General features: G+C 72.6%; 10 protein-coding genes. 5 read left to right on the top strand and 5 right to left on the bottom strand.

The window, feature by feature from the left end; genetic code table 11:
* Positions 1-37: 37 nt before the first annotated feature.
* Entirely contained in the window at positions 38-1,798 is a 1,761-nt protein-coding gene (locus tag ACIPPS_RS17960) for an NAD+ synthase (protein ID WP_401432597.1), read from the top strand.
* Here the strand turns inward: ACIPPS_RS17960 and ACIPPS_RS17965 are convergent.
* Together ACIPPS_RS17965 and ACIPPS_RS17970 are read right to left on the bottom strand one after the other, a co-directional pair.
* Positions 1,764-3,062 carry an MFS transporter gene (locus tag ACIPPS_RS17965; protein ID WP_401432600.1) on the bottom strand — a complete coding sequence of 433 codons (1,299 nt, stop codon included), beginning with the start codon at positions 3,060-3,062 and terminating at the stop codon, positions 1,764-1,766. The genes ACIPPS_RS17960 and ACIPPS_RS17965 overlap by 35 nt on opposite strands.
* Before the next feature lie 114 nt (positions 3,063-3,176).
* Positions 3,177-4,199, bottom strand: coding sequence for an endonuclease/exonuclease/phosphatase family protein (locus ACIPPS_RS17970; protein ID WP_401432603.1), 1,023 nt, complete (start codon positions 4,197-4,199; stop codon positions 3,177-3,179).
* A 346-nt stretch (positions 4,200-4,545) separates the two neighbouring features.
* Here ACIPPS_RS17970 and panB point away from each other — a divergent pair, with 346 nt between their 5' ends.
* The 3 genes from panB to ACIPPS_RS17985 all read left to right on the top strand — a co-directional run bounded on the left by panB (position 4,546) and on the right by ACIPPS_RS17985 (position 7,417).
* Entirely contained in the window at positions 4,546-5,409 is an 864-nt protein-coding gene (panB, locus tag ACIPPS_RS17975) for a 3-methyl-2-oxobutanoate hydroxymethyltransferase (protein WP_401432606.1), read from the top strand.
* A gap of 155 nt (positions 5,410-5,564) precedes the next feature.
* Positions 5,565-6,566 (top strand): ATP-binding cassette domain-containing protein, encoded by a 1,002-nt coding sequence (locus ACIPPS_RS17980; RefSeq protein WP_401432608.1) that lies wholly within the window; start codon positions 5,565-5,567, stop codon positions 6,564-6,566.
* On the top strand, positions 6,563-7,417 hold the full coding sequence (locus ACIPPS_RS17985; protein ID WP_401432611.1) for an ABC transporter permease: 855 nt from the start codon (positions 6,563-6,565) through the stop codon (positions 7,415-7,417). Before ACIPPS_RS17980 ends, ACIPPS_RS17985 begins: the two co-directional genes overlap by 4 nt.
* An 11-nt stretch (positions 7,418-7,428) precedes the next feature.
* On the opposite strand, the gene ACIPPS_RS17990 is transcribed toward ACIPPS_RS17985, so the two are convergent.
* Positions 7,429-10,845 carry an AfsR/SARP family transcriptional regulator gene (locus ACIPPS_RS17990; RefSeq protein ID WP_401432614.1) on the bottom strand — a complete coding sequence of 1,139 codons (3,417 nt, stop codon included), beginning with the start codon at positions 10,843-10,845 and terminating at the stop codon, positions 7,429-7,431.
* A 99-nt stretch (positions 10,846-10,944) separates the two neighbouring features.
* Here ACIPPS_RS17990 and ACIPPS_RS17995 point away from each other — a divergent pair, with 99 nt between their 5' ends.
* Positions 10,945-11,739 (top strand): site-2 protease family protein, encoded by a 795-nt coding sequence (locus tag ACIPPS_RS17995; protein ID WP_401432617.1) that lies wholly within the window; start codon positions 10,945-10,947, stop codon positions 11,737-11,739.
* 38 nt (positions 11,740-11,777) lie between these two features.
* On the opposite strand, the gene ACIPPS_RS18000 is transcribed toward ACIPPS_RS17995, so the two are convergent.
* Together ACIPPS_RS18000 and npdG are read right to left on the bottom strand one after the other, a co-directional pair.
* On the bottom strand, positions 11,778-12,011 hold the full coding sequence (locus ACIPPS_RS18000) for a hypothetical protein (protein ID WP_401432620.1): 234 nt from the start codon (positions 12,009-12,011) through the stop codon (positions 11,778-11,780).
* Between the two features lie 81 nt (positions 12,012-12,092).
* The gene (npdG, locus tag ACIPPS_RS18005) at positions 12,093-12,791 is read right to left on the bottom strand and encodes an NADPH-dependent F420 reductase (protein WP_401432623.1); all 699 of its coding nucleotides are present in this window, start codon (positions 12,789-12,791) and stop codon (positions 12,093-12,095) included.
* Positions 12,792-13,045 lie beyond the last annotated feature (254 nt).

Consider the following 13,045-nt stretch of genomic DNA (forward strand, 5'->3'; position numbering starts at 1 on the left):
CAGGACATAGCGTCGCTCTGACGATTACACTGGGCGCGTGCCTCAACTACGCCTCGCTCTGAATCAGATCGACTCGACCGTCGGCGATCTCTCCGGCAACGCCGAGGCGATCGTCCACTGGACCCGGCACTGCGCGGAGCAGGGCGCGCATCTGGCCGCGTTCCCCGAGATGGTCCTGACCGGGTATCCCGTCGAGGACCTCGCGCTGCGCTCGTCCTTCGTCGAGGCGTCCCGGGACGCCCTGCGGGCGCTCGCCCGGCGCCTCGACGCCGAGGGGCTCGGGGAGCTGCCCGTGATCGTCGGCTACCTCGACCGTTCGGACCGGGCCCGGCCCCGGCTCGGCCGGCCCGCCGGTTCGCCGGAGAACGCCGCCGCCGTGCTGCACCGGGGCGAGGTGGTGCTGCGGTTCGCCAAGCACCACCTGCCCAACTACGGGGTCTTCGACGAGTACCGCTACTTCGTCCAGGGCGACACGATGCCCGTCGTGCGGGTCCACGGCGTCGACGTGGCCCTCGCGATCTGCGAGGACCTGTGGCAGGACGGCGGCCGGGTGCCGGCGGCCCGCAGCGCCGGTGCCGGGCTGCTCGTGTCGATCAACGCCTCGCCGTACGAGCAGAACAAGGACGACACCCGCCTCGAACTGGTCCGCAAGCGGGCCCAGGAGGCGGGCTGCACGACCGCCTACCTCGCCATGATCGGCGGCCAGGACGAACTGGTCTTCGACGGCGACTCGATCGTGGTCGACGCGCGGGGCGAGGTGGTGGCGCGGGCTCCGCAGTTCTCGGAGGGCACGGTGATCGTGGACCTCGACCTGCCGGCCGCCGCCCCCGACGCGCCGAGCGGCACCGTCGACGACGGGCTGCGGATCGACCGGGTGATCCTCTCCGAGGACCCGCTGCCGCCCTACGAACGGGAGTTGACGGGCGGTCACGCGGACCGGCTCGACGACGACGAGGAGGTGTACTCGGCGCTGGTCGTGGGCCTGCGCGCGTACGTCGCGAAGAACGGTTTCCGTTCGGTGCTCATCGGCCTGTCGGGCGGCATCGACTCGGCGCTCGTGGCCTCGATCGCCTGCGACGCGGTCGGCGCGCGGAACGTGTACGGCGTCTCGATGCCGTCGAAGTACTCCTCGGACCACTCCCGTGGCGACGCGGCGGACCTGGCCCGGCGCACCGGGCTGAACTTCCGTACGGTGTCGATCGAGGCGATGTTCGACGCGTACATGGGCGCGCTCGCCCTCACCGGGCTCGCGGAGGAGAACCTCCAGTCCCGGCTGCGCGGCACGACGCTGATGGCGATCTCCAACCAGGAGGGCCACCTCGTCCTCGCGCCGGGCAACAAGTCCGAGCTCGCGGTGGGGTACTCGACGCTGTACGGCGACTCGGTCGGCGCGTACGGCCCGATCAAGGATGTCTACAAGTCGACCGTGTTCCGACTCGCGCGTTGGCGCAACCGGGCGGCGGAGGAACGCGGCATGACCCCGCCGATCCCGGAGAGCTCGATCACCAAGCCCCCGAGCGCCGAACTCCGCCCGGGCCAGGTCGACACGGACTCCCTGCCGGACTACGACATCCTGGACCGGATCCTGTCCCTGTACGTCGACCGCGACCAGGGCAGGGACGCCATCGTCGCGGCCGGCTTCGACGAGGAGCTGGTGACGCGGACCCTGCGGATGGTGGACACGGCGGAGTACAAGCGCCGCCAGTACCCGCCGGGCACCAAGACCTCGGCCAAGGGCTTCGGCAAGGACCGCCGCCTCCCGATCACGAACCGCTGGCGCGAGTCCCCGATCCGCTGACCGCCGCCGCCTGCCCGTCCGCGACGGCGACGGCAGAGGCGGCGGCAGAGGCGGAAGGCACCGACGAATCCGAGGTCACCGAGGCGCCTCCCGTGATGACGCGGGAGGCCGCCCCCGGTGTGCGGGTGCGGTCCAGCAGGCCCGCCGCCACCGCGATCGCCAGGCCGACGGCCGCCAGGGCCGCGCCGACCAGGGTCGGGGAGGTCCAGCCCCAGCCGGTGGCGACGGCCGCGCCGCCCGCCCAGGCGCCGCCCGCGTTGGCCAGGTTGAAGGCGGAGTGGTTGGAGGCGGAGGCCAGGGTCGGGGCGTCCTTGGCCTTGTTCATGACCAGCATCTGGAGCGGGGTGGTGGTCATGAAGCCGACGGCGCCGAGGACGACGACCGTCACCAGGGCCAGCCACGGCACGTGGATGGTGAAGCGGAAGGCGACCAGGACGAGCATCAGGGCGGTGAGCGAGCCGTACAGCGTCGGCCGCAGGGCCCGGTCGGTCAGCGGGCCCGCCGCCAGGGCGCCGGCCGTCATGCCGATGCCGAAGAGGGCGAGGACGAGGGTGACGGAGGACTCCCCGAAGCCCATCACCTCGGTGGTCATCGAGGCGAGGTAGGAGTAGACGGCGAAGACGCCCGCGAAGCCGAAGACGGCGGTCAGCAGGCCGAGCAGCACCTGCGCCCGGCCGAGCGCGCGGGCCTCGCGGCCCAGGCTCTGCCGCTCGTCGACGGGGACGTCCGGCACGAGCCGGGCGAGCGCCGCCATGGCCAGCAGGCCGATGACGGTGACCACGAGGAAGGTGGAGCGCCAGCCGAGGTGCTGGCCGAGCAGGGTCGCCGCCGGTACGCCGAGGATGTTGGCGACCGTGAGACCCAGGAACATCGTGGCGACCGCCCGCGCCTGCCGCCCCTCCGCCACCAGGCGGGCGGCGACGACGGCGCCGACGCCGAAGAACGCGCCGTGCGGCAGGCCCGCGAGGACCCGGCCGGCGACCAGCCAGCCGAAGCCGGGTGCGAGCGCGGAGGCCAGGTTCCCGACGACGAACAGCGCCATCAGCAGGAGCAGCATCCGCTTGCGCGGCACCCGCGAGCCGAGCGCGGTGAGCAGCGGAGCGCCGACGACGACGCCGATGGCGTACGCGGAGACGAGGTGCCCGGCCGTCGGGACGGAGGTGCCGAGGTCGGCGGCGACGTTGGGCAGCAGGCCCATCATCACGAACTCGGTGGTGCCGATGCCGAAGGCGGAGACGGCGAGCGCGAGCAGCGCCAGGGGCATGGGGAGAGCCTTTCCAGACGAAATAGTTCTTCGACTGAACAAATACTCTCAGGTGGAATGTTCCGCTCGGCCTCCGCCCGGTGACGAGGAGGTTTCGTCCCGGCCGCGGTTCGGTCAGAGCGTGACGCGCGCCGCGATCGGCAGGTGGTCGCTCTTCGTCTCCGGCAGCGTCCACGAGGAGACCGGCTCCACGCCCTTCACCAGGATCTGGTCGATCCGCGCCATCGGGAACGAGGCCGGCCAGCTGAAGCCGAAGCCGTCGCCGGACGCGCCCTGGGTCGAGCGCATCTGCGCGGTGACGGCGTTGAGGGCGCGGTCGTTCATCGTGCCGTTGAGGTCGCCGAGCAGGACGATCCGCTCGTGCGACTCGCCGGCGATCGCCTCGCCCAGCAGGTTCGCGCTGTTGTCGCGCTGGTTGGCGGTGAAGCCCGCGTTCATCTTGACCCGCACGGAGGGGAGGTGGGCGACGTAGACGGCGACCTCGGCCTTCGGCGTGGTGACGGTGGCGCGCATCGCCCGGGTCCAGCCCATCCCGATGTCGACGGGGGCGGCGCCACGCAGCGGGTACTTGCTCCACAGCCCGACCGTGCCCTCGACCGCGTGGTACTTGTACGTGTCGGCCAGGCCCTTCTCGTAGACCGGGACCATGTCCCCCTTGAGCTCCTCCAGGGCGACCACGTCCGCGCCGGACCCGGCGATCTGGCGTGCGGTCCCCTCGGGGTCGGGGTTGTCGGCGTTCACGTTGTGGGTGGCGAAGGTGAGGTCGCCGCCCGTCTCCGACTTGTCGGTGATCAGGCCGCCGAAGAGGTTCGCCCAGACCACGGTCGGCAGGAGCAGGGCGATCAGCGCGGTCGCGGAGCGCCGCAGCAGGGCGAGGACCAGCAGGACCGGCAGGAGGACGCCCAGCCAGGGCAGGAAGGTCTCGGTGAGGCTGCCCAGGTTGCCGATCCGGTTGGGGATCTCGGCGTGGAAGACCATGAGCAGGGTGACCAGGACCGCGCAGAAGGCCAGGACGATGCCCCGGCGCCAGATGCCCCGGTCCTCGCGCAGGCGGCCGAGCGCCGCTCGGAACCGGGATCCGGAGCGCTCGTCCCGGGCGCCGCCGTTCTCGGTCTCCGCCATGTCCACCCGCGCCATCACTCAGTCCTCACTGCCTTGCCGTCGTGCTGCCTTGCTCTGCGACCCGACGTCGACACTAGGTGATGCCGGGGTCCGCCGTACTGCCACGTGGGACGACAGGGCCGCGCGGCGGGTTCCGGCGTTCGACGCCCTGCCGGGGGCTGTGACAGAACGCGCACATTCGTACGCACATGCCGAAAATCTTCGGTGCCGGTGGCCGGCACGACGGCGGCCGTGCGGCGGCCACGGTGGTGTGAAGAGCGCCACTTCGCCGCACTTCCCCCGCCCCCGCGGGAAGTGCCACCATGGATGTGGTCCGGGGACGCCGTCAGGGCGCCTCGAGATGACGAAGGAGCCGTTCACCATGACGCCTCAGCCTGCCCCGACGCAGTCCCCCGACAGCAGCAAGGCGCTGTACGGAGGCAAGGGCACGCGCCGTATCACCGTCCACGACATCGCCGCCGCCAAGGCCCGTGGCGAGAAGTGGCCCATGCTCACCGCCTACGACGCGATGACCGCGTCCGTCTTCGACGAGGCCGGCATCCCGGTCGTGCTCGTCGGCGACTCCATGGGCAACTGCCATCTCGGGTACGACACCACCGTGCCCGTCACGATGGACGAGATGACCCTCCTGTCCGCCGCCGTCGTACGGGGCACCAAGCGCGCCCTCGTCGTCGGCGACCTCCCCTTCGGCTCGTACCAGGAAGGGCCCGTCCAGGCCCTGCGCAACGCGACCCGGCTCGTCAAGGACGCGGGCGTCGGAGCGATCAAGCTGGAGGGCGGCGAGCGTTCGCTGCCGCAGACCGAGCTGCTCGTCCAGGCCGGCATCCCGGTCATGTCGCACCTGGGCCTGACCCCGCAGTCCGTGAACACCATGGGCTACCGCGTGCAGGGCCGCACCGACGAGGCCGCGCACCGGCTGCTCAGCGACGCCAAGGCCGCCCAGGACGCGGGTGCCTTCGCCGTCGTCCTCGAACTCGTCCCGGCCGAGCTGGCCGCCGAGGTCACCCGCTCCCTGCACATCCCGACCATCGGCATCGGCGCCGGACCGCACACCGACGCCCAGGTCCTCGTCTGGACCGACATGGCCGGGCTGACCGGCGGCAAGGTGCCGCGCTTCACCAAGCAGTACGCGAACCTCCGCGCCACCCTCGGCGATGCCGCCCGGGCCTTCGCGGAGGACGTCAGCGGCGGGGCGTTCCCCGCCGAGGAGCACACCTTCCACTAGTCCCCCCTCGGCTAGTCGCCCCTGGCCACAGTGGTACGAACGACAGCCCGCCGACCTTCCCCCATCGGCGGGCTGTCGGTTTCCGTCGACGGGATGTGGGCCGCCTGTCGGTCGTCTGTCGGTGCGTTGTCGGTGGTGCCTGATGTAGTGGCTCCATGACGCGATCCACACACAACGCCGTCGAGGTACGAGGCCTCGTGAAGCACTACGGCGAGACGAAGGCCCTCGACGGGGTCGACCTCGATGTCCGGGAGGGCACGGTCCTCGGCGTGCTCGGTCCGAACGGCGCCGGGAAGACCACCCTCGTCCGCTGCCTGTCCACCCTGATCGTCCCGGACGCCGGGACCGCCACCGTCGCGGGCTACGACGTGGTGAAGCAGCCCCGCCAGCTCCGCCGCACCATAGGTCTCACCGGCCAGTACGCCTCGGTCGACGAGAAGCTGTCCGGCTGGGAGAACCTGTACATGATCGGGCGGCTGCTCGACCTCTCCCGCCAGGACGCCCGGCGCCGCGCCGACGAGCTGCTGGAGCGGTTCTCGCTCACCGAGGCCGCCAAGCGGCCCGCGGCGCAGTACTCCGGCGGTATGCGCCGCCGGCTCGACCTCGCCGCGTCGATGATCGGCCGCCCGGCCGTCCTCTACCTGGACGAGCCCACCACCGGCCTCGACCCGCGCACCCGCAACGAGGTCTGGGACGAGGTCAAGCAGATGGTCGCCGAGGGAGTGACCGTGCTGCTCACCACCCAGTACATGGAGGAGGCCGAGCAGCTCGCGAGCGAGCTGACGGTCGTCGACCGGGGCAAGGTCATCGCCAACGGCAAGGTGGACGAGCTCAAGGCCCGCGTCGGCGGCCGCACGCTCACGGTCCGCCCGGTGGACCCGGCCGACCTGCCCGCGATGGCGACGGCGCTGCGCGAGACCGGTCTGGACGGCATCGCCGGCTCGTCCGTCGTCCCCGACGAGGGCGCGATGTACGTCCCGATCCTGAGCGACGAGCAGCTGACCGCCGTCGTGGGCCTGCTGGGCGCGCGCGGCTTCGGCATCGCGCACATCGGCACCCACCTGCCCAGCCTGGACGAGGTGTTCCTGGCCATCACGGGCGAGAAGACCTCCGCCACGTCCGCTTCCGACACGATCACCGAGGAGGTCGCCGCATGAGCACGACCACGACCACGGTCACCAAGCCGCCCGTCGACACCCCTCCCCGGGTGCGGCGGGAGCCCGTCGACGAGGGCCGCATCGGCCTGCGCGCCAACCTCCGCCACATCGGCGCCCTGGTGCGCCGCAACGCGCTGCAGATCAAGCAGGACCCGGAGTCGATGTTCGACGCGGTCCTGATGCCGATCATCTTCGTCCTGCTCTTCGTCTACGTCTTCGGCGGCGCGATCTCCGGCAAGGGCAACAACGACGAGTACGTCAACTACGTGGTCCCCGGCCTGATGGCGATGATGGGCATGAACATCGCCATGGCCGTCGGCACGGGGGTCAACGACGACTTCAAGAAGGGGGTGATGGACCGGTTCCGCACGATGCCGATCGCCCGGTCCTCCGTCCTCATAGCGAAGATCGTCGTCGAGATCGGCCGGATGCTGATCGCCACCGCGATCCTGCTCGGCATGGGCTTCCTGCTCGGCCTGGAGATCAAGACCTCGGTCCTGGACCTGTTCGGCGCGATCGGTCTGTCGATGGTCTTCGGCGCCTCCCTGATGTGGATCTTCATCCTGCTGGGTCTGACGATGAAGACCGCGCAGGCCGTCCAGGGCATGGCGATGCTCGTGCTGATGCCGCTCCAGTTCGGCTCCTCGATCTTCGCCCCGACGTCCTCGATGCCCGGCTGGCTGGAGTCCTTCACGGACTACAACCCGCTGTCGAACCTCGCCGACGCCGCCCGGGCCATGATCAACGGCACCCCGGTGGGCAACTCGGTGTGGATGGTGCTCGGCTGGGCCGTGCTGATCACGGCCGTGACCGCGCCGCTCGCGGTGTCCAAGTTCCGCAAGAAGACCTGACCCAGCGGAGTTCAGGACTCGGCGCGCCCCTGGATCGCGTCGGCGCGTACGAGCAGGGCGGCGGCCTCCTCCACGGAGAGGCCGCCGCCTTCGGCGTACGCGGCCTCGAACGCCTCGTCGCCGAGGGCGGAGCGGGCCAGTTTCGTGGCGCGCTCCAGGTTCTCGCGCTCGACCGGGGCGAGCAGGTGGCCCTCCGGGAGCAGGCCCGCGTGCGCCCCGAGAAGCTGGGCGCCGAGGACCGCCGCGGGGCCGCCGAGACCGGCCAGGGCCCAGGCGGCGGTGGCCAGGTGGATGGCGGGCATCTGTGGGGCGACCATCATCGACAGGGTGCCCAGAGAGCGCTCCAGGGCCTCCCGGGCGAGGCCGAGCGCCGAGACGTACCGCCCGTCGAGGTTGTCCAGCCAGCCCAGGTGGCCGAGGGTGAACCCACCGAAGATCGACAGGGTCTCGGGGCTGAAGTCGTCGAGGAGCGAGGTCAGTTGCGCGCGGGCCTCGGCGACGCGGCCCGTCCTGCCGAGCAGGATCGCCAGGAACAGCCGGGCGGCGAGCAGTGGTTCGTGGCTGCGGTTCTCGCCCGCCGCCAGGACCTCGCGCAGGATCCGCTCCGCCTCCTCGGCACGACCGGTCAGCGCGAGCATGTCGGCGTACCGGGCGCGCAGCAGCGCCATCTGCGACTGGGCGCCGATCCGCTCGGCGTAGCCGATGGCGGCGGCGAAGTCCTCGGCGGCGCCCTCGAAGCGGAGCTGCCGCTCCTGGGCCTCGCCCCGTGAGGAGAGGGCCTCGGCCGCACCCCAGGAGTCGTCGAGGCGGACGAAGATCTCCAGGCTCTCCTCGGCGTCGTCCGCCGCGTCACCGGCCCAGTCGGCGCGGTTGGCCAGCAGGTTGGCGCGCAGCTGGAGGACGTTGGCGAGGTCCCAGTCGTAGCCGAAGCGGCGGCAGGCCTCGACGGTGGCGTCGAGCAGGTCGCGCATCCGGCCGGGCTCGCCGACGAGGATGACGGCGAAGACGACGAAGGAGCCGGGCAGCCGGCAGGTCTGCGGGAGCCCGGGCGGGTACACGGCGGTGATCCGCTTCAGCCGCGCGACCCCCTCGGGGGAGGTCCAGTCGGCCGTCATGTGGTCCATGTTGAGGAGCCCGACCAGCCGCACCCCGCGCCGGGCCTCCCACAGCTGCTCCTGGCTCAGCGGCGGGGGCGCGGCCGTGCAGGGCTCGTGGAGCGGTACGACGGGGGCGGTGGGCGGCTCGAAGGGGTCGGGGCCGAGGGCGGCGGCGGCCTCCGCCCAGTGCAGGGCGTCGGCGCGGAGGTCCCGCATCTGCCAGTACCAGAGGAGGCAATGGACGAGCACGAGCGCCTCGTGCTCGTCCCGGGCGGCGACGGCGCGGCGCAGGGCGGTGCGCAGGTTCTCGTACTCGGTCCGGAACCAGGCCATCGCCCGTACCTGGCCGCCGCCGCGCAGTTCGGGATCGGTCAGGCGGGCGAGCTCGCGGTAGTGGACCAGGTGGCGCCGCTCGGTCTCGGCCCGGTCCCCGGCCTCCTCCAGCCGCTCCCCCGCGTACTCCGCCACCGTCTCCAGCAACCGGTACCGCATCCCCCCGTCGTCGCCGGGCGCCGCCACCACCAGCGACTTGTCGACAAGGGAACCCAGCAGATCCAGGACCTCCCCCTCCGCCCCGGCCCCACAGACCGCCTCCGCCGCCTCCAGACCGCACCCGCCCGAGAAGACCGACAACCGGCGCAACACCGCCCGCTCGGCCTCGGCCAGCAGCTCCCACGACCAGTCGACCACCGCACGCAACGTCTGCTGTCGCGGCAGAACCGTCCGCGCACCCGACGTCAGCAACCGGAACCGGTCGTCCAACCGGTCCGCCACCTGACGCGGGGACAACATCCGCAACCGCGCCGCCGCCAGCTCGATCGCCAACGGGAGGCCGTCCAGACGGCGGCAGATCTCCGCACACGCCCCCGGGTCGTCCGCCGGATCGAACCCCGGCCGCGCCGCCGCACCCCGGTCCGCCAGCAGACGCACCGCCTTGTCCTGCGGCAACGGCTCCACCGGACGCACGAACTCCCCCGGCACACCCAACGGCTCACGACTCGTCGCCAGCACCGACACCCCCGGGCAGCGCGCCAGCACCACCTCCACCAGCGACGCCGCCGCACCGATCACATGCTCACAGTTGTCCAGCACCAGCAGCAGCCGGCGGGTCCCGCAGTGCTCCACCAGCCGCCCCAGCGGGTCGTCCGTGGTCCGCAGCCCCTCGGCGCCCGCGCCGCGCAGCACGGTCTCCCGCGCCCCGAGGGCCCCGAGCACGGTCTCGGGGACGGCCTCGGGGTCGGTGACGGGCGCCAGTTCGGCCAGCCACACCCCGTCGGGCCAGGCGGCTCCGGCGTCGGCGGCCCGCTCGGCCGCCTCCTGCGAGAGCCGCGTCTTGCCGGCCCCGCCGGGACCGAGGAGCGTGACGAACCGGCTGCCGCGCAGGTCCTCCTGAAGCCGGGCGATGTCCTGGTCCCGCCCGACGAAGCTGGTCAGCCGGGCCCGCAGGTTGCCGGGGCGGACGGTGGCGGGGGCGGAGGCGGCGGCGTGGGTGGAAGCCTGGGCGGGGGCAGGGGAAGGAGCGGAGGAAGGGGCGGAGGAAGGAGCGGAGGGAGGGGCGGAGGAACGAGCCGGGAAAGGGGCGGTGGAGGGAGCGGGGGCCGGGGCCGCGGGCTCCTGGGCGAGCAGCTCCGCGTGGAGGGCGCGCAGTTCGGGCGAGGGGTCGGTGCCGAGACTGTCGGAGAGGGCGCGGCGGAAGGACTCGTACGAGGCGAGCGCCTCCGCCTCGCGGCCCGCGGCGCGCAACGCGCGGATCCGCAGGGCCTGGAACGGCTCGTCCAGGGGGTGCGCCTCGCAGAGGGCGGCCAGTTCGGGGAGGACGGCGGCGGCCCGCCCCAGCGCGAGGGCCGCCGCGAAGCGGGCTCTTCGGGCGTCGAGCCGCCGCGCCTCCCAGCGGGCGACCTCCACCGCGCGGTCCGGCAGGTCCGCGAGCGCGGGCCCGCGCCACAGGGCCAGCGCCTCGTCGAGCAGCCGCGCCGCCCGAGCCGGGTCGCCCGCGTCGAGCGCCCGTACGCCCTCCCCCACGAGCCGCTCGAACCGGTGCGCGTCCACGTCGTCGGGGCCCGCCGCCAGCCGGTAGCCACCCGGCGCGGAGACCACGGCGTCCCGGCCGAGCACCCGGCGCAACCGGCCGACCAGGGCCTGGAGCGCGGCGACCTCGTCGGCCGGCGGGTCGTCGGCCCAGACCTCGGCGACCAGGGCCCCGACCGGAACCGTCCGGTCCGCACGGAGGGCGAGCACGGTCAGCAGCGACCGGAGCCGCGCGCCGCCGAGGGCGACGGGGCCGCCGTCGGCGGTGTGGACCTGGGTGGGACCGAGGACGGAATAGAGCACAGGCCCTATTCTCCGTGAGCCGGGGATCTTCGCAGGAACTCACCCCCGCCCCGGCACGTTTCCCGCACACACCCCGCCGCGCCCCAGGGAGACCCACCGATGACCACGGCCACCACCCGCACCCACGAGCGGAGGATCAGCCCGGTCTTCCTGGCGATCCTCGCCGTGATGGCGGTCACCGGCTGGGCGGTGTGGAGCGACTTCGCGTCCTCCACGGGCCTGGCGATCTTCCTCTTCGTGACCTCGGCGTGGATCGTCTCGCTCTGTCTCCATGAGTACGCGCACGCCCGCACCGCGCTGCACGGCGGGGACATCACGGTCGGCGCCAAGGGCTATCTCACGCTCAACCCGCTCGCCTACACACACGCGCTCCTCAGCATCGTCCTGCCGGTGCTGTTCGTGATCATGGGCGGCATCGGTCTGCCGGGCGGCGCGGTCTTCATCGAGCAGGGGCGGATCCGGGGCCGCTGGAAGCACAGCCTCATCTCGGCCGCGGGCCCGCTGACGAACGTGCTGTTCGCGATCGTCTGCACGGCCCCGTTCTGGCTGGACGCGCTGGACGGGGTCCCGCCGGCGTTCCAGTACGCGCTCGCCTTCCTGGCGTTCCTCCAGGTGACGGCGGCGCTGCTGAACTTCCTGCCGGTGCCGGGCCTCGACGGCTACGGCGTGGTGGAGCCCTGGCTGTCGTACAGGTTCAAGCGGCGGATCGAGCCGTACGCGCCGTACGGCTTCTTCGTGGTGATCGCGCTGCTCTTCGTCCCGGCGATCAACGGGGCGTTCTTCGACACGATCGACGCGTTGATGCGGGCGCTCGGCGTGCCGGAGATCTCCCGCTACTGCGGCTCGAACCTCTACCGGTTCTGGCAGGAGGCCCCGGAGCTCTGCCCGGTCTGACCGGTTGGCCGGTCTGACCGGTTGGCCCGGTCCGCCGTTCAGGCGGTCTCGGCGGTCCGGGTCTTCGCGCGGCGGAAGTAGTACCAGGCCATGTTGGAGGAGAGGCCGGCGAGGAGGACCCAGACGATCCCCAGCCAGCTGCCCGCGGCGAACGAGATGACGGCCGCGACGACGGCGAGGGCGCAGACGGCGAGGGCGTACAGAGCGAGGCGGGGCATGGGGGTCGGCTCCTGTCCGGGTACGGCTGATGGTGCCCGTCCAGTGTCCCCCATGCCCCCGCGCATACGGCACGCGGTCGGCGTCCGGCGCGGCCGGGCCGGAGACACCGGTCGCGTCCGGCGCGGCCGGGCCGGTCAGACGTCGGTGACCCGGAGGCCGGCGTGGGCCTTGTAGCGGCGGTTGACCGAGATCAGGTTGGCCACGAGCGCCTCGACCTGATGGGCGTTGCGCAACCGACCGGCGAAGACGCCCCGCATACCGAGGATACGGCCGGCCAGCGCCTGGACGATCTCGACGTCGGCGCGCTCCTCACCGAGGACCATCACGTCCGTGTCGATCTCGTCGATCGCGGGGTCCTGGAGCAGCACGGCCGACAGGTGGTGGAAGGCGGCGGCGACCCGGGAGTCGGGCAGCAGGGCGGCGGCCTGCTCGGCGGCGGAGCCCTCCTCGGGCTTGAGGGCGTAGGCGCCCTTCTTGTCGAAGCCGAGCGGATTGACGCAGTCCACGACGAGCTTGCCCGCGAGTTCGGCGCGCAGCGTCTCCAGCGTCTTGGCGTGCCCGTCCCACGGCACGGCGACGATCACGATGTCGCTGCGGCGGGCGCACTCGGCGTTGTCGGCGCCCTCGACGCCGAGGCCCAGCTCGTCGGCCGCGGTCTGCGCGCGGTCGGCGGCGCGGGAGCCGATGATCACCTTCTGGCCGGCCTTGGCCAGCCGGTAGGCGAGGCCGCGGCCCTGGTCGCCGGTGCCGCCGAGGACGCCGACGACGAGGCCGGACACGTCCGGGAGGTCCCAGGGGTCCTTGGGGGCGGGCTTGCTGTCAGTCGTAGTCATGGCCCCGACATTACTGGCCGGTCGCCCGGTCCGTCCCCGTACGTGCGCAGCCCTCCGCCGCCGTACGGGTGGACCCTCGCCTCCCCGTACGTACGGAACCCTCCGCCGCCGTATCGGGCCCCCGACTCCCACCCGTACGGAAGCCTCCGCCTCCCGTACGGGTGGGCCCCCGACTCCCGTACGGGTCGGCACTCCGCCTCCCGTACGGGGGCCTCCACCTCCCGTACGGGTGGACCCTCGGCAACCGGGCCGCA

This window comes from Streptomyces sp. NPDC090127 (genome assembly GCF_044746945.1).
In the GTDB taxonomy this organism is placed as follows: domain Bacteria; phylum Actinomycetota; class Actinomycetes; order Streptomycetales; family Streptomycetaceae; genus Streptomyces.